The organism is Prevotella marseillensis, assembly GCF_900625065.1.
Taxonomy (GTDB): Bacteria; Bacteroidota; Bacteroidia; order Bacteroidales; family Bacteroidaceae; genus Prevotella; species Prevotella rara.
This window is the reverse complement of the sequence record NZ_UYXY01000001.1, coordinates 358809-377097: the sequence shown is the minus strand read 5'-3', so window position 1 is coordinate 377097 and position 18289 is coordinate 358809. Positions and strand designations below refer to the sequence as shown.

The 18289-nt window shown below is 46.3% G+C and carries 16 protein-coding genes; 13 read left to right on the top strand and 3 right to left on the bottom strand.

Translation table 11 applies throughout. The annotated features are described in order from the left end of the window. Positions 1-96 precede the first annotated feature (96 nt). From EJL04_RS01560 to EJL04_RS01550, 3 genes are all read left to right on the top strand, one after another. Positions 97-1023, top strand: coding sequence for a hydrogen peroxide-inducible genes activator (locus tag EJL04_RS01560; protein ID WP_125105278.1), 927 nt, complete (start codon positions 97-99; stop codon positions 1021-1023). A 332-nt stretch (positions 1024-1355) separates the two neighbouring features. Further along, positions 1356-3602, top strand: a complete 2247-nt coding sequence (locus EJL04_RS01555; protein ID WP_021854731.1) for an inorganic phosphate transporter — start codon at positions 1356-1358, stop codon at positions 3600-3602. A gap of 392 nt (positions 3603-3994) precedes the next feature. Continuing rightward, positions 3995-4738, top strand: coding sequence for a head GIN domain-containing protein (locus EJL04_RS01550; protein ID WP_164511709.1), 744 nt, complete (start codon positions 3995-3997; stop codon positions 4736-4738). Between the two features lie 231 nt (positions 4739-4969). Here EJL04_RS01550 and uraH read toward each other — a convergent pair whose 3' ends face one another. Next, positions 4970-5386 (bottom strand): hydroxyisourate hydrolase, encoded by a 417-nt coding sequence (gene uraH, locus EJL04_RS01545; protein ID WP_053398307.1) that lies wholly within the window; start codon positions 5384-5386, stop codon positions 4970-4972. Between the two features lie 1110 nt (positions 5387-6496). Between uraH and EJL04_RS01540 the strand changes: the two genes are divergently transcribed. The 7 genes from EJL04_RS01540 (at position 6497) to EJL04_RS01510 (ending at position 14281) form a co-directional block, all read left to right on the top strand. Further along, positions 6497-7225, top strand: a complete 729-nt coding sequence (locus tag EJL04_RS01540) for a sugar phosphate nucleotidyltransferase (protein WP_125103911.1) — start codon at positions 6497-6499, stop codon at positions 7223-7225. Further along, positions 7222-8019 (top strand): ATP-grasp domain-containing protein, encoded by a 798-nt coding sequence (locus EJL04_RS01535; RefSeq protein ID WP_125103910.1) that lies wholly within the window; start codon positions 7222-7224, stop codon positions 8017-8019. Before EJL04_RS01540 ends, EJL04_RS01535 begins: the two co-directional genes overlap by 4 nt. Before the next feature lie 25 nt (positions 8020-8044). Then, complete coding sequence (locus EJL04_RS01530; protein WP_125103909.1) at positions 8045-8980, top strand: CDP-alcohol phosphatidyltransferase family protein; 936 nt, start codon at positions 8045-8047, stop codon at positions 8978-8980. Further along, positions 8977-9675 carry an HAD family hydrolase gene (locus tag EJL04_RS01525; protein WP_021854724.1) on the top strand — a complete coding sequence of 233 codons (699 nt, stop codon included), beginning with the start codon at positions 8977-8979 and terminating at the stop codon, positions 9673-9675. The genes EJL04_RS01530 and EJL04_RS01525 overlap by 4 nt, the downstream gene beginning before the upstream one ends. Positions 9676-9743: 68 nt before the next feature. Beyond that, positions 9744-12302: a DUF5686 family protein gene (locus EJL04_RS01520; RefSeq protein WP_125103908.1), complete on the top strand. Its 2559-nt coding sequence runs from the start codon at positions 9744-9746 to the stop codon at positions 12300-12302. A gap of 49 nt (positions 12303-12351) precedes the next feature. Then, entirely contained in the window at positions 12352-12837 is a 486-nt protein-coding gene (locus EJL04_RS01515; RefSeq protein WP_053398302.1) for a PaaI family thioesterase, read from the top strand. Positions 12838-13264: 427 nt separating this feature from the next. After that, positions 13265-14281: a LacI family DNA-binding transcriptional regulator gene (locus tag EJL04_RS01510; RefSeq protein WP_021854720.1), complete on the top strand. Its 1017-nt coding sequence runs from the start codon at positions 13265-13267 to the stop codon at positions 14279-14281. A gap of 100 nt (positions 14282-14381) precedes the next feature. On the opposite strand, the gene EJL04_RS01505 is transcribed toward EJL04_RS01510, so the two are convergent. Next, positions 14382-14672 (bottom strand): DciA family protein, encoded by a 291-nt coding sequence (locus tag EJL04_RS01505; RefSeq protein ID WP_125103907.1) that lies wholly within the window; start codon positions 14670-14672, stop codon positions 14382-14384. After that, on the bottom strand, positions 14665-15780 hold the full coding sequence (gene recF / locus EJL04_RS01500; protein WP_125103906.1) for a DNA replication/repair protein RecF: 1116 nt from the start codon (positions 15778-15780) through the stop codon (positions 14665-14667). Before recF ends, EJL04_RS01505 begins: the two co-directional genes overlap by 8 nt. A 211-nt stretch (positions 15781-15991) precedes the next feature. Between recF and EJL04_RS01495 the strand changes: the two genes are divergently transcribed. The 3 genes from EJL04_RS01495 to EJL04_RS01485 all read left to right on the top strand — a co-directional run bounded on the left by EJL04_RS01495 (position 15992) and on the right by EJL04_RS01485 (position 18005). Then, the gene (locus EJL04_RS01495; protein WP_021854717.1) at positions 15992-16687 is read left to right on the top strand and encodes a tetratricopeptide repeat protein; all 696 of its coding nucleotides are present in this window, start codon (positions 15992-15994) and stop codon (positions 16685-16687) included. Beyond that, complete coding sequence (gene ribH, locus EJL04_RS01490; protein WP_021854716.1) at positions 16687-17163, top strand: 6,7-dimethyl-8-ribityllumazine synthase; 477 nt, start codon at positions 16687-16689, stop codon at positions 17161-17163. The genes EJL04_RS01495 and ribH overlap by 1 nt, the downstream gene beginning before the upstream one ends. Before the next feature lie 89 nt (positions 17164-17252). Next, positions 17253-18005 (top strand): exodeoxyribonuclease III, encoded by a 753-nt coding sequence (locus EJL04_RS01485; RefSeq protein WP_193391575.1) that lies wholly within the window; start codon positions 17253-17255, stop codon positions 18003-18005. Positions 18006-18289: the final 284 nt, after the last annotated feature.

Here is an 18289-nt window from a genome sequence, read left to right as displayed (position 1 = left end):
ACAAATGATGACAGCACAAAAATATTCGGCTCAAAAATTTATCTTTTCAGAATTTATGTGTATGTTTGCGGCCTGAAGACAAAAAGCAACAGCAACATGACACTACAACAAATGGAATATATCGTGGCCGTCTACAGACTGCGCCACTTTGCCAAGGCAGCCGAATACTGCAAGGTAACGCAACCCACACTTAGCTCCATGATACAAAAGCTTGAAGACGAGCTGGGCATAAAGATATTCGACCGCACGGCACAGCCCGTTACTCCTACCGACATAGGACAGAGAGTGATAGAGCAGTCGTGGAAGGTGCTGATACGCGCAAGAAAGATAAAAGACATTGTTGCAGAGGCCAAGCAGGCTCTTGGCGGAACATTCAGGATAGGCATACTGCCCACCATAGCGCCTTATCTGCTGCCGCGCTTCTTTCCTCAGCTTACATCGCAGCACCCTGAAATGGAGCTAAAGGTCATAGAGATGAAGACCGAAGAAATAAAGAGAGCCCTCGCAAGGGCCGAAATAGATGCGGCCATATTGGTAAGGCTGGACAACATGGAGCATTTTGCATCTACCACACTTTTCTACGAGCAGTTCATTGCATACGTGTCGCGCGAGGACAGGCTGTTTGAGAAAAAGAGCATACGCACGGCCGACCTTAACAACGAATTTATATGGCTGCTCGACGAGGGGCACTGCTTCCGCGACCAGCTGGTAAAATTCTGCGACCTTAAGGAGGCACGCACAAGCAAGACAACATATAGCCTGGGGAGCATAGAGACATTCATGCGCATGGTTGAGAACGGCAAGGGCATAACCTTCATACCCGAACTTGCCCTGCCGCAGCTTTCCGACAGGCAGCGAGAACTGATACGCCCCTTCGCCATCCCCATACCGACAAGAGAGATTATCATGATGACGACAAAAAGCTTCGTAAGGCATGCCGTGCTCAACATGCTCATAGATACAATAAAAAGCAGCGTGCCCGAAAACATGCTGAAACTTAACAACACCGAGCAGAGGGTGTAATGCTACGTCTGCAACATCGGCGCATAAGGGCCGGCATGGTCAAGCAGTCTGACTCATAATGCAAAAAGACTCAGCCATGCCGGCCCTTATGCCGTTATCACAGGCACAGTGCTATTCGGGACTTTTATCACCTTAACCTGCAAAAAGTCAATATAACACAACGCTGCCGACACAAAACACAAAGGTACACCTTATTATATAATACGACAAAAAAAGTGCGCAATGTCATAATTGTAACACAAATGAAACATCTGTTTAAAACCGCTGTAACACGTATTTTCTACTTTTGCAGCGTGAAATAAAACGGAATCACTCATAACAAATTACAGTTTATGACAGAAATTTATTTTTTAATTGTCGCATTTCTGCTTTTGCTTGCAGTCTTCGACCTGTTTGTTGGCGTCAGCAACGACGCGGTTAACTTTTTAAACTCGGCCATTGGCGCCAAGGTAGCCAAATACCGTACGGTGCTGATAGTTGCCTCCGTCGGTGTACTTATCGGAGCCGTGATGAGCGCCGGAATGATGGACGTGGCACGCCATGGCATAATGAGGCCGGAGAACTACACCTTTCAGGAAGTAATGACGATATTCCTGGCCGTAATGGTTACTGACGTCATCATACTCGACGTGTTCAACACTCTCGGTATGCCTACGTCAACCACAGTATCGCTTGTGTTCGAGCTTCTCGGAGGTACATTCATCCTGGCTATGCTGAAGATGCATGCCGATCCGTCACTCACCATCTACGACCTGCTTAACAGCGACAAGGCGCTGAGCGTAATCATTGCCATATTCGTGTCGGTGGCCATCGCCTTTTTCTTCGGAATTATCGTGCAATGGATTTCACGACTGATCTTTACATTCAACTACAAGAAACACCTGCGCTACACAATAGCCATATTCGGCGGTATAGCGTTCACCACACTTACATACTTCATCCTTATCAAGGGTATCGGCAAGTCGCCGTATATCGCTGAGACAGCGCGTACATGGATTGAGGAGAACACATCAATGCTGATGATTATCACACTGATAGCCTCAACAATACTCATGGAGATAATCCATCTTCTGCGCATCAACGTGTTCAAGCTGATTGTGCTTCTCGGCACATTCGCCCTTGCCATGGCTTTCGCAGGCAACGACCTTGTAAACTTCATCGGTGTGCCTCTTGCCGGTCTCGACTCTCTTAACGACTTCCTTGCCAACGGTCACGGCAACTACGACTCATTCATGATGGACTCACTCATGACATCAGCCAAGAGTCCCCTGCTCTATCTGCTTATTGCCGGAATCATAATGATCATAGCAATGGCCACATCAAAGAAGGCACAGAACGTGGTTAAGACCAGCGTTGACCTGAGCCGTCAGGATGAAGGCGACGAGATGTTCGGATCATCACGCGTGGCACGCAGTATGGTAAGAGCCACACAAGACATCGGCGAAACCGTATCAAAGATAATACCTGCCAAAGCCATCAAATGGATTGACAGCAGATTCAACAAAGAAGAAGTGATACTTGCTCAGGGCGCAGCATTCGACGAGGTGCGTGCAGCTGTCAACCTGGTGCTTGCGGCATTGCTCATCGTAGTTGGTACAAACTATAAATTGCCTCTTTCAACAACATACGTTACATTCATGGTTGCCATGGGTAGCTCACTTGCCGACCGCGCATGGAGCCGCGAGAGCGCCGTGTTCCGCGTAACAGGTGTAATATCAGTAATCGGCGGATGGTTCGTAACAGCCGGCGTTGCCTTTGCTGTCTGCGCAATAGTATGTGCCCTGATGCACTTCGGCGGATTCATCGTAATGATTGCCTTCATGTGCCTCGACATCTACCTGCTCTGGAGAAGCAACCGCAACTATGCAAAGAAGGTGAAGGAGGAGAAGAAAGACGACGTGTTCCAGCTGATGATGCGCACAAAGGACAAAGAGATTGTATGGGATCTGCTGTCAAAGCATGTTGCCCGCACACAGAGCTTCGTAACAAGATTTGCACTTGAGCAGTACAACCGCATAGTTGAAGGCATCAGCAACGAGAGCCTGCGCGAACTGCGCCACTGCGGAAATGCACTGAAAGAGGAGCAGTCGCAGCTGAAGAAATTCCGCCGCAAGGAACTTCTTGCAATGAGACGCATACCGGGAGACATAGCTATCGAGCGCAACACATGGTTCCATCTGGGAGCCAACAGCAACCAGCAGTTTATCTACTGTCTGAAACGTATGCTCGACCCGATAAAGGAGCACGTTGACAACAACTTCAACCCGCTGCCTAAGGTTTATCTCAACGAGCTTGAAAGCGTGCGCCGCAAGATAAGCGAACTGATGAACCACACAGAGCAGATGATTTCGACCAACAGATACGACCTGTATCAGGAGACTCTCGCCATAGCAGAGGAACTTAAAGAAGAGCTGTCAGCAATGCGCAAGAATGTGATAGACCACATGTATCAGGACAACAGCACAAACCTGAAAGTGTCGCTGCTCTATCTTAACATTCTGCAGGAGAGCCAGGAGTTTGTCAGCATCATGCGCCATCAGCTGCGCGCCGCAAGAAAGTTTCTTGAGGAAAGACAATAATAATATTCTCAGATAATCAAAACTGTTTAAACTGGGGTTGGCAACGGCCGTAAGGCCTGAGCCAACCTTTTTTCGTTTTTTATCCTGACCAGCCGTTGTCATCCTGCCGTATCTTTACGCTGCATCAAGCAGGCAAGCACCTGCTTTCTTTACCGGCACTACTGCCTATGCAGATAAAAGCAGACCGCAAGACAACCAAGGAAATTAAAAGACTGACAACAGCATCAATATGCAGAGTGAGCTGAACAACATACAGACCGACGTCCGACGGGATTCATAGTCTGACTTGCCTGATTATTTATTAATCCTGAAAAAAAGTCTGATGGCGTGCAACTTTTTCAGCTTCTGTTACGTCTTAATGATATAAAGAACAAAATAAAAATATGAAGAATATGAATATCAGACTACTTTTATTGCCGTTGATGGCCATTGCGCTACAGGCATGCAAGACGGAAAATGCCGTAAAAAACAGTGAAAATTATGTAGAAAGAAACATAAACGTAAACGACTTTACCGACATCAGCATTGAAGGAAGCAACAACGTCTACTTCATACAGGGGAACAAAACTTCCGTAAAAGTATCAGGAAATGAGGAAGACATAAAACGGATGAAGATATACAGCAAGGACAACACGCTGCACATCAAGGAAGAGTCGAAAAGCATATCACTGATGTCACTGCTAAGAAATCCGCGCAAGGATGTCAACGTATATGTAACCTCGCCCAACATAAGAGGCGTGTCTGTTCTCGGCTCAGGTAACTTCAGCGCAAAAGAAAGCATCGACACCGACAGGCTGAAGCTGAAGATAACCGGAAGCGGAGACATTTCTATCAACAGCATAATATGCAACGAATCGTCAATAGGCGTCGTGGGCAGCGGAAGCATTGAAATAAACAGTCTCACTACGGCACAAAGCGACATGGGCATTCCGGGCTCAGGCTCGATAAGCATCAGCAACGCAACAATTAAAAACGTTACCGGCAGCATAACCGGATCGGGCTCAATAGAGCTTAACAATGCCAACATCGGCTATGCAAAAAGCAAAATAACAGGTTCGGGCTCTATCGACATTCAAGGCAAGGTGAATAAACATGATGAGAGCGTAACCGGATCAGGGAGCGTAAATGTGAGATAAGCACCGACCGGATGTGTGCATAAATACTGAAGAATTATTATTTACCAAAATGTTTTCTGCCGGATGTGTTACTCCCTTAATCGCCGGAACATCTTGCCTGAAACAAGACCCGGACAACAGACACACACCGGCAGAAAACATTAATCAGCAATATGCGGCAATCAGATCTGCACATAATGCCATAAGACAAGCAGCAGACAGACCTGCATGAAGACGCAGATTGCGCCGGGTTCAGCTGCCCCGATAAGTAGAATATCCGTAAGGCGAAAGTGTTATCGGCACGTGGTAATGACTATCGTCCTTTATCTCGAACACCACGTCGATAAATGGATAGAAAGTGTCTTGTGCCTGCGACTCGAAATACGGGGCAACGTAATATGTAAGTTTATACACGCCACGGTTGTCTGCACCTGTCCTTTTCTCAAGAAAATCCTTAACGCGTCCGTTCCCGTCGGTAGTCCTTTCCTCCATGACGCTCCAGTTATTTTCACCTGACAGCTTAGACAACACAATCTTTACGCCCTGCGCAGGGCGACCGGTGTTAATGTCAAGTATATGACTCGACAACTGATAAACCTTGTCTTGAGCCATGACCGAAGATAAAGACATCATGAGCGCAATGACCGTAAGAATAACATTTTTTCTCATTACCTTAAAATTTTAGAGGTTAATATCAAATAAAACAAACAATGTTTACTCGCAATGAGCCGAAACACCGAAAGGTTTTTAGCTTGCACCACATCTCTGTCTGCCAATAGACACGTGCCTACAATCGGCGTATGACATAACAGAAAGAGAAACGGGCACTACCGCCGACGGCAAAGATAGCGAAATATTTTATATACAGGCATCATGACCTAATATTTTTTCAACTACATTACTTTTAACCCAAACCATAATGAAAGCATCTGCCGCCATATGCTTTCATTATGATTTTTGTCGACGTTCCACAACGAGGATATTTGAAAATTAAAATCATTTATCCGAAAATAGCGCAGAAATAGTGTGCAGACGTAAAGCATATTAAATCAGCGTGTTAGTTCAAATTCTGGCAATCTGTGCAACAAATCATCACATAAAATCCATATAAAAGGCAGCAAAATGCACTGCAAACTCACTGCTTTTGAAGTCAGAAACGTGGCTTTTGGAACGGTAAAAGGCATGCTTTTACAAAAAGAAACGTAACATTTGCCGCATTTTGTAAACATGCTTTACCAAAAGCACTGATATGAACGGCAAAGCATTTCTATTTCACACAAAAACTCAGACATAATCCGTCTGACACTTTGCTATGATTATCCGGCAGACATATTGCAATATGATGTACGGCGAGCACAAGCGCCTCATCAATCCATAACCATCCTTTATACTATAAGGTCACCACACACTCCATGCCGTGCATGACACAAATGATGAATATACTATCTGAAATACAGGCTGATACAGCTGCGACCTGTGCTGCCACACCTATATAAATATATATAAACGAACGGCATTGCCGCCGCTTGACGACATTACAGAACGGCACAAACCACAATAACAGACCTGCCGACATATTAAATTTTATTAATGACACTGATATGCAGATAAAATAACAAGGATATTCAAACACATTAATTTTAGGCACATTCAGAGCGGAAATGCGGCTAAGATATTGTAATTATAACCTTTATACAAAAACAAAAATACACTAAAAAGTTTTCTACTTTCACCAATAATGGCTAACTTTGCGCACTCATTGAGTAAAAAGATATCTTTATGAAATATGCCATTATTGCCGCCGGCGAAGGTTCACGGTTGGCAAAAGAGGGCGTAAATGCCCCCAAACCTCTGGTCAAAGTCAACGGCGTTTGCCTGATTGACCGGCTGATTAGCGTGTTCATGGATAACCACGCGGAACAAATAATCGTAATATGCAACAGCAACATGACTGCCGTCAGCCAGCATCTGGCAGAGCTGAAGGAGAAAGGTCTTAACGGAACAGCCGTGCCGCTTGAATATATAGTGAAGAGCACGCCGAGCTCGATGCACAGCTTCTACGAAATAAGCAAATATCTTGAAGACGGCCCGTTCTGCCTGACCACGGTAGACACTATATTCCACGAAAAAGAATTTGCACAATACATCAAAGAGTTCAACAAATGTGTTGAGAACGGAACAGCCGACGGAATGATGGGCGTAACCGACTTTATCGACGACGAAAAGCCGCTGTATGTAGGAGCAGACAGCGACATGAATATAACGGGATTCTTCGACGATCAGAACGGCTGCAAGCTTATTTCCGGCGGAATCTACGGACTTACCCCCGGAACAATAACCATCCTGCGGCAGTGTATAGAACGCGGAGACAGCCGCATGCGCAACTTTCAGCGCGCGCTCGTTGCAGCAGGATGCCGCCTGAAGGCAAGGCTCTTCAGCAAGGTGCTCGACATTGACCATGCCGGCGACATAGCCAAGGCTGAAAAGTTTTTGAACGGAGAGTCATGAAGAAGGTGATAGCTATATACCGTGCCGAAAAGTTCTCACCTAACTCCGTTGAAAAAGACAAGGCCATAATGGACGCCGTATGCTCAAGACTTCAGGCAAAAGGGCACGAAACAACAGCCGTAAAGGAAGAGCAACTGGGTGAATGCGGACACGCTGACATGATTCTTACCATGGGACGCCTCAGCTCAACGCTAAACTTTCTGGAGGAACAGCTGCGTCTAGGCACAACGGTGATTAACTCGCCCGAAGGCGTAAGGGCATGCGCAAGGGCCAACATAGACAGCGTGATGCGCAGCAACGGCATACCCGTGGCACCGCTCACCGGCAACAGTGGCTACTGGATTAAGCGCGGCGACGAAGCAGCACAGAGCAAAGACGACGTGGTGTTCGCAGCAGACGAGACTGAAAGAGACAACAAAATAGCCGTTTTTGCGGCAAGAGGCATAACGCAGATTGTGGTAACCGCACACGTCATGGGCGACCTTGTGAAGTTCTACGGCGTCAGAGGCACCGACTTTTTCAGGACATATTATCCCGGCGACGACGGCGTGTCGAAATTCGGCGACGAGCGTGTCAACGGCAAGCCTGCCCACTATGAGTTTGACACCACACACCTTAAGGCCGACGCCGAGAAGGCTGCATCGCTGATAAACATCGACATATACGGAGGCGACTGCATTGTGCGCGAGGACGGCTCGTATGCAATAATAGACTTTAACGACTGGCCCAGCTTTTCAAGATGCCGCGAAGAGGCTGCTGAGGCCATGGCAGAGATAATCTGCAAAAAGATGTAACGTTATAAAAAACAGAAAGAAACTTATGAGTAATTTTAAAGAGATGCTTAACGCATCACTGAAATCACAAGATACGGAAGAGTGGCTCGACGTTCACTTCACGCGCCCCATCGGACTGATGTTCGCCCTGATGTGGAAGAAGCTAGGCGTCCACCCTAACACGATAACAATACTGTCAATATTCTTGGGCGTCGGCGCAGGATGGATGTTCTCATACACCGACATAATGCACAACATTGCAGGCATCGTGCTGCTTATGTTTGCCAACTTCTGCGACTCAACCGACGGACAGCTTGCACGCCTTACAGGACAGAAGACGCTTCTTGGCCGAGTGCTCGACGGCTTCTCTGGAGACGTGTGGTTCTTTGCGATATATGCAGCCCTTTCATACCGCATGATGGGACAGGCCATCCCCGGACTTGACATACAATGGGGCCTGTGGATATGGGTCATTGCCTTCATAGCCGGAGTGATGTGCCATTCGCCTCAAAGCTCGCTTTCCGACTATTACCGTCAGATACACCTGTTCTTCCTTAAAGGCAAGGAAGGCAGCGAACTCGACACTTACGAAAGTCAGATAAAGATATACAAGTCGCTGCCCAGGCGCGGAGCCTTGTTCGAGCATCTGTTCTACTACAACTACGCCAACTACTGCAAGAGTCAGGAGAAACGTTCGCCTGCTTTTCAGAAGATGATAAAGGTGATGAAAGAAAAATACGGCAGCGCATCGCAGGTGCCGGCCGACATCAGAGAGGAGTTTCTTGAGGGAAGCCGTCCGCTGATGAAGTACACCAACATCCTGACTTTCAATACACGTGCGATATGCATCTACGTTACATGCCTGCTCGGCTGCCCGTGGGTGTACATGCTCATAGAGATAACGCTGATGAACATTCTATATATCTATATGCACAAGAAGCATGAATCACTGTGCAAGAAAATAACAAAAAAGATTCAATGACAAAAGGATATATCTTCGACTACGGCGGCACGCTCGACACAGCCGGCCGCCACTGGGGCAAGGTGCTATGGCATGCCTACAGCCGCCACAACATACCTGTAACTGAAGAACAGTTTCGCGAGGCATACGTTCATGCTGAACGCACGTTAGGCTCACACCCCATAATTCAGCCTGAATACACTTTCCACAAAACGCTCGACACAAAACTGCGCATAGAGATGGAATATCTCATGGCAGAAGGCTACTGGAACGTGTCAGAGGATGAATATGTAAAAAGCCATAAGACCATACTCGAAGACCTTTATGAAGAGGTGAAGAGAGAGACGAGTCACAGCCGCGAGGTGCTGACCCGCATAAACGAGAATCATCCGATGGTGCTCGTGAGCAACTTCTACGGCAACATCAGCGTGGTGCTTAAGGAGTTCGGACTCGACAATCTGTTTCTTAATATTATAGAGTCGGCCGTCGTTGGCATACGCAAACCAGACCCGCGCATATTCACTCTCGGCGTAGAGGCATTGAAACTAAATCCCGCCGACACAACCGTAGTAGGCGACAGCTTCTACAAGGACATCACACCTGCCAAGAAAGCCGGATGCAAGACTATATGGTTCAAAGGCGAAGGCTGGACCGACGAAAAATATGATGAGACCATACCTGACAAGATCATAACCGACCTGAGTCAGATTCTTTAATGCAAAGGACACCGGACCCTTCATACGCTAAAAACAACAACGGTTCAAAATAAACAGAAAATCATATAATGAAAAATATTCTGATATTACTTCTTTTAATACTGGTACAGGCAGCAGGCGCACAGACAATAACAGGTGTTGTTGTTGAAGAATCCACCGGCGACACCATTCCGTTTCCCAGCGTGCAATATAAAAAAGAGAAGATTGCAACGTCGGGAAATGCCTACGGACGCTTCTCTATAAAGCGTCTTAACGGTGAGAAGCTTACGTTCAGCGCCGTTGGATATCAGGAACTCACCATTCTGATAGGCCCGAACACGCCTTCAGAAATGAAAATCACGCTCAAGACTGACACCAAGCAGCTGAAAGGCGTAACGGTGAAGACGAAGCGAAGCAAATACAGCCGCAAGAATAATCCGGCCGTAGAGCTGATGAAGCGTGTCATTGCGGCTAAGAAACGCACCGACCTTGCCAACCACGACTATTATCAGTTTAACAAATATCAGAAAATAACGTTCGCCATAAACGACATTAAGCCTACCGAGCTTGAGAACGAAAAACTGAAAAAGAAAAAATGGCTGATTAACCAGATTGAGACTTGTCCGTACAACAACAAGCTCATTCTGCCGTTGTCTGTCGACGAGACTGTTACAAGAAACATATACAGGAAAGACCCTAAGACCGAGAAGTCGATAATAATGGGACAAAGTTCATCGGGTGTCAACGACCTGATTGAAACAGGAGACATCCTGAACAACGTGCTAAAAGACGTATTCACAGACGTAGACCTGTATGACGACCAGATCCGTCTGCTGCAATATCCGTTTACAAGCCCTATCGGCAAGGACGCCATATCATTTTACCGTTTCTACATTGTCGACACCGTATACGTTGACAGAGACAAGTGTTTCCATCTGCAGTTCCTGCCCAACAACCAGCAGGACTTCGGATTCAGGGGCGAAATATGGATTCTGGCCGACTCAACGCTGCACGTAAAACGATGCAACCTGACGCTTCCAAAGAAAAGCGACGTCAACTTTGTCGACAATCTTCAGATTATACAGGAATACACCCGCCTGCCCGAAGGTGACTGGGCTTTGACAACCGACGACATGTTCGTTGAAATGTCGATAGCCAAGTTCCTAACCAAAGCCATAGTCATACGAACAACACGAATGAGCGACTATGCCTTTGACGAACTGCCCGACAAACTGTTTAAAGGCAAGACGAAAGTACTGCATGAGTCTAATGCCATGATGCGCGACGAAGCTTTCTGGGACAAATACCGAAGCGTGGAGCTGACAAAAAGTGAAAGTTCGATGGATGCATTCATCAACAACCTGAGTCAGCAGAAAGCCTTCAAGTATATCATCTTTGGTGTAAGGGCATTCATAGAGAACTTTGTTGAGACAGGAAGTCAGAATCATCCGAGTAAGGTTGACATAGGACCTATCAACACGATGATAAGTTCTAACTTCATCGACGGAGTGCGCACTCGTATCAGCGCACAGACAACGGCTAACCTTAACCCGCACTGGTTCCTGTCTGGATATTATGCACGCGGATGGGACAGCCGCAAGAACTATTACAAGGGCGAGCTGACATACTCGTTTAACAAGAAGGAATATCTTCCGCGAGAGTTCCCGAAACGCACGCTGACATTCACTTCTACTTATGACGTATGTTCACCTTCAGACAAATTCATGCACACCGACAAGGATAACGTGTTCACGGCTCTGAAATGGACTAAGGTTGAAAAAATGATGTTCTACAACCGCCAGCAGCTCTCGTTCGAACGTGAAGAGGAATGGGGATTCAGAACGACCATAAGCCTGAAGACAGAAGAGAACGAAGCCTGCGGCGACCTTTTCTTCAAGCCTTTGTCTATGGTCGGCATGGAAGACGCCATGATCGGACAGGGAAAATTCAGGACAACCGAAGCACGCATTGAACTGAGATATGCTCCGGGTGAGACATTCATAAATACGAAGCAGCGCCGTCTGCCCGTAAACCTCGACGCACCAGTATTCACACTGTCGCACACCACAGGTATAAAAGGTTTCCTCGGAGGCGACTACGACTACAACTTCACCGAAGCAAGCATATACAAGCGCCTGTGGCTGAACAGCTGGGGAAAGATAGACATCCTGGCAAAGGGCGGCATACAATGGAACAAGGTGCCGTTCCCGCTGCTCATAATGCCGGCCGCCAACCTGTCGTATATCATCAGTGACGAAACTTTCAACCTGATAAACAACATGGAGTTCCTTAACGACAGATACGCAAGCCTTGACATATCGTGGGACTTGAACGGAAAGATATTCAACCGCATACCGCTCCTCAAGAAACTAAAGTGGCGCGAGTGGCTTGGCATAAAATGCCTTTGGGGCACACTTACCGACAAGAACAACCCTACCCTGGCAGCAAACGCAGGCGACGGTATGTTAATGGAATTCCCGGAAGGTTCATACATAATGGACAGCAAGCGTCCGTATATTGAGCTAATTGCCGGAATCCACAATATATTCAAGATTATACATATTCAGTATGTACACCGTCTGAACTACAACCATCTGCCTACGGCAACCAAGAACGGCGTAAGGCTTATGATGCGACTTACGTTCTAAGACATGGTGACACTGAAATCAGATAACAACCATAAATAATTTATTGCCTATGAGAAAGATTAAAAATCCATGGATGGATAAGGAAGGATACAACTGTTTTGGATGCAGCCCCGACAATCCGATAGGTGTACATATGGAGTTTTTTGAAGACGGCGACGACATAATAAGCTTCTGGAAACCGCAGACCCACTATCAGGGATGGATAGACACCATGCACGGAGGCATATTGTGCACGCTCATTGACGAAATAGCCGGATGGGTGATTTTCAGAAAACTGCAGACAAGCGGAATGACCACTCATCTCGAAATAAGATACAAGAAGCCGGTAATGACAACAGAACCGCAGATCACGCTGAGGGCGCACATAGCCGAACAAAGACGCAACCTGGTAACTATTGAGGTTACGCTCGAAAACTCAAAAGGCGAGATATGCACGGAAGGTAAAGCCACATACTTTGCATTCAACAAAGAAAAAGCAAAAGAAATGGGATTCACTTCATGTGAACTTGAGGGCGAAGAGCTTCTGCCCATGTAATCTCCTTATCTGCAACAAAAGTATAAATTAAATTGTCTCGACATAGCACGAACCCTTAAGCTAACTACAGAACGGCTTAAGGGTTTGTGCTTTTTCACACATTCTGCCCCAAATGGGAGAAACAATATACTCACCATCTGACCGGACATCAGGAAACTGTCATACCCACAACCGGTGCCGCAGGCGCAAATCCCGGTATCAGTCTACACGCTTCAATAGTGCTCCTGAAAACAATATTTCACCGCTGTCAGCAACATCATTACATCTACGCATAACCTTCAGTATGCCATAAATCCGGCAATGAACCATTGCTATTTGAGCGATTTTTATTAAAGTTACGTAAACGTTTGCGTATTTTATTTTTTTTGATTACATTTGCAATAATCATTTAACTATTCCTTCAACAATTCGACAAACACAGGTAGCAATGGCAGCACGCAGAACGTCTTTAAAAGAAATGGCTGAACAGTTGGGAGTCAGCATTGCGACAGTGTCGCGCGCATTAAGAAACAGCCACGAAGTAGGTGAGGAAATGAGAACTCGCGTACAAGAGCTTGCCAAGAAGCTCAACTACCGCCCTAACCCATTCGCACAAAGCCTGAGGCAACAGAAGCCCAAAGTAATAGGCGTAGTTGTGCCGAATCTGGTAACACATTATTATGCGGCCGTACTCGACGGAATAGAAGATTTTGCCACGAAAGCCGGATATGCCGTTGTGGCAGCCAACAGCCATGAAGACCATATTAGAGAAGAAAAAGCCATTGACAACTTTGTCAGCATGTACGTTGAAGGCATTATAGCATGTCTGGCGCAGGATACTGTAGACTATTCTCACTTCACAGAAATCAACAAGATGGGTATACCGCTGGTATTCTTTGCCCGCACTTGCCTTCCTGACATATTCTCATCTGTCGTGTCAAACGGAGATGAAGCCGCACTTCAGGCTACACGCCACCTTATCGACACCGGCAGCAAGCGCATCGCATTTATCGGCGGACCAACACATCTCGACATGGTCAAGCGCCGCAAACACGGCTACCTGGAGGCTCTGCGCGAAAGAAACATCACCATTGACCGCTCTATTGTCATCAACGGCAATATCGACTACGAAAGTGCGCGAAACGAAACTCTGAAATTGCTCAAACGCGAAGACAGGCCCGACGCAATCCTTGCCTTCAACGACATCATAACCTATGCTGCCTTTGACGCAATAAAGACCCTCGGACTGCACATACCTAAGGACGTAGCCATCATCGGCTTTACTGAAGCAGAGTCGTCTGCCTTTGTAACGCCAAAGCTTTCGGCTATAATGGACCAGGCGCATCTTACAGGCGAAAAAGCATGCGACCTGCTTCTGAGAAACATCCGCGGCGACAAAAAGATTTACAAAGAAATCGTACCGATGATTCTAAAAATACGCGAAAGTTCTAACAAGCAAGAATAGGCTTGCTGCAAAATGATGACGCAATCTGATTGCTGCTATGTTTTTTTTAAAGCAATCAGCACATCGCTACACATGTCGAAATGCGGCATGCGAAAAAACATCAGAAGAACTTTATGTCGACAATGATATTGGCGCCCACCTCCATGTTCAGATTTTTCACAAGTCTGTCTCTCATCATCGTAAGATCGGCACGCAGCGCTGGATTAAGAATCTTGACGAACAACGTCTGGTTCTTGATAAACTTTTCTGCCGTATATCCGGCAATAATCTTACCTACAACCTTATCCCACGAGTCGATGAGACGCTTCTGCTGCAGTGGCGTTTCTAGTCCGTCCTGCCTCAAACATTTCTGCAGGATATCCGCCAGAGTCTGAACATCACGCTTAAACATCGGCAACCTCCTTTGGCATAATGTCGCCGTTATCAACATAAAAGAGCCTGTAATCAAGCGACGAACTGCTCAATATACGGTCGAGATGGTCGCGGTTGGTGTCTGTCAGGAAAATCTGCCCGAACTCGTCTCCCGCAACAATCTTCACAATCTGCTCCACTCTCTGCGCATCCAGTTTGTCGAACACATCGTCAAGAAGCAGTATCGGAGTGGTCTTTGAGCCAGTGCGCTTAAGAAAGTAAAACTGAGCCAGCTTCAGGGCTATGACAAAAGTCTTGTTCTGTCCCTGGCTGCCCTCACGCTTTATCGGATATCCGCCAATAAGCATTTCAAGGTCATCGCGGTGAACACCATGGAGAGAATAGCCCACGGCAAGGTCTTTCATGCGGTCGCGACGGATAACATCAAGCAACGGACCTCGCTGACAATGAGACACATAGCCCAACGAAACCTCTTCCTTATCCTGAGAGATCCGGCTGTAAAACGTCTGAAACAAAGGAGTCAGCTCGGCTATAAAGTCGTTTCTCTTGTTATAAATTGTCTCTCCGTAAAAAGCCATCTGTTCCTCAAGCAGCGACAACAATTCAATGTCCGGCCCTTCCTCTGTCTTAAGCAGCGTATTTCTCTGCTGCAGAGCCTTATTGTAACGGTTAAGGGCATCAATATAAGAATTGTCATACTGCGAAATAACCACATCCATAAGCCGGCGTCTCTCTTCGCTCCCACCCTCAATCATCACCGTGTCCGACGGCGAGACAAATATCAGAGGTATCATGCCTAAATGCATCGACAGTTTCTTATATTCTTTCTTATTACGCTTAAAATGCTTTTTTGAGCCGCGCTTCATGCCGCAAAACACAGAATCCTCATCGCCATAATCGTTTACATAAACAGCATCTAACACGAAGAAATCCTCACCGTGGCGTATCACGTTGGCGTCGCTAGTTGTGTAAGCGCTGCGGCAGAACGACATATAATATACAGCATCAAGCATGTTGGTCTTTCCCTCGCCGTTATGCCCTATGAAACAGTTCATCTTGGGCGACAAGTCGAGAGTGGCCTCCCTGATGTTCTTATAATTGACTATGGATATCTTCTTTAAAAACATATTTACCGACAAATTATCAACTTGAGGACAGCAATAAAAATCATATACCGGCAATAACACATTTACGATTGCCCAATGCTGCTTTTGTCATGCAAAGTTACTTGATTTATCAATGAAAAACAAAAAAAGTATGTAATAAATTTCACAATACCAGATAATTTACGTAATTTTGCCACGCTTTATAAACCGCTAATTATAAAAATAAATATAAATGGCAAATCTTAATGAACAGAAGGGCACAATGAACGACGCCCTCAACCAGAAAGAGGCTGTTTTCTTGAGACATAAGAAAACAATCTCAATCGCCATCGTGGCGATTATCCTTGTTGTAGCAGGTATCATCTGCTATGAGACCTATGTTTCAGGCCCAAAAGAGCAGGAAGCAAGCACAGCACTGGCTAAAGGTCAGGAGTATTTCTCTAATCAGCAATACGACAAGGCGCTGAAGGGAGACGGAGCCGGATATGTCGGATTCGTAAACATCGCATCTGACTACAGCAGCACAGATGCAGGCAACCTGGCAAACCTCTATGCAGGACTCTGCTATGCAAACCTCGACAAATGGAACGACGCAGTAACATATCTCGACAAGTTCTCTCCTGCCGATGATCAGATGATAAGCCCCTCTGCTGTAGCTGCACTTGGCAATGCTTACGCACACGTTAAGCAGCTCGACAAGGCCGTTGAATATCTCAAGAAGGCTGCAAGCATGGCCGACAGCGAAGCTGCCGACAACACAAACAACAGCATTTCGCCTATATTCCTGCTCCAGGCCGGCGAGATTCTCGAGAGCCAGGGCAAGAAGAGCGAAGCTCTGCAGATTTATCAGGATATAAAGACAAAGTATCTTAACTCTGCCGTTTCGCAGGATATTGACAAATATATTGAAAGAGTTTCTGTAAAATAATGGCTACCGCACTGCACAATCTTTCTGACTACGACTACGGTAAAGTACCCGACGCAAGCAACATGTGTTTCGGCATCGTCGTTGCCGAATGGAATCCTGAAATAACAGGAGCACTGCTCGAAGGTGCCGTAAGGACACTCGAGAAACACGGAGCACTGCCTGAAAACATACACGTAAAGACAGTTCCCGGAAGCTTCGAACTTATCTACGGCGCACACCAGATGACGCTCAACGGCGGATATGACGCAATAATCATCCTCGGAAGCGTTATCAGAGGCGAGACTCCTCACTTCGACTACATCTGTCAGGGCGTAACCTACGGCATTGCACGTCTTAACGCCAAGAGTGAGATTCCTGTAATCTACGGACTGCTCACCACCAACGACCTGCAGCAGGCTAAAGACCGCAGCGGAGGAAAGTTGGGCAACAAGGGTGACGAGTGTGCAATTGATGCCATAAAGATGGCAAAATTCTAATTCTACATAGAAACCGATTAAAAGTATAAATGAGGGCAGATTTAACAAAGTCTGCCCTTTATTTTTTAACCCATATAAAACCATTCACCATTATGAAGCTAATTTCATGGAATGTAAACGGACTGCGGGCCTGTGAGGGAAAAGGCTTCAGCGACATATTCAAACAGCTCGACGCCGACTTCTTCTGCCTTCAGGAAACAAAGATGCAGGAAGGACAGCTCGACCTGAAGTTTGACGGCTATGAGTCTTACTGGAACTATGCCGAGAAAAAAGGCTACTCCGGCACAGCCATATTCACTAAACATAAGCCGCTGAGCGTAAGCTACGGACTCGGAATAGAGGAGCACGACCACGAAGGACGCGTAATAACTCTCGAGATGGAAGATTTCTACATGATAACCGTATATACGCCAAACTCTCAGGACGGACTGAAGAGGCTTGACTACAGAATGAAATGGGAAGATGACTTCCGCGAATATCTCATGCGCCTCGACAAGGTGAAGCCCGTAATAGTATGCGGCGACATGAACGTGGCTCATAAGGAAATCGACCTGAAGAATCCGAAGACAAACAGAAAGAACGCCGGATTTACCGACGAGGAGCGCGACAAGTTCAGCCAACTGCTTGCAAGCGGCTTTACAGACACCTTCCGCTACTTCTATCCCGACAAGGAAGGCATTTACTCATGGTGGTCTTACCGCTTCAAGTCGCGTGAAAAGAATGCAGGCTGGCGTATCGACTACTTCGTCGTGTCAAACCGCCTGACAGAAAAAATAAAATCTGCAAGCATCCACACCGAGATATACGGCTCCGACCATTGTCCGGTTGAACTTGTGCTGTAAAATACTCATTGTTATTGAAAAGCAGGCTAAATCTGTCTTTAGATTTAGCCTGTTTTTTTATTTTCTATAAAGAACACTGAAACCAAAACTGCATTAACGACAAATAAAGCTGATAAAACTACTCGCATAAACAATAATATTGTAATGCGATATGCCACCTTTTGCCGTGCGAAAGACGGCATATTGCGATGTGAAACATGGCATATCAGGATGCAAAAGGGGCATATTGGAAAAATGAGGAGCGTTGTTTGGATAAATAACAATATGACAAGAACGTGGGGTAA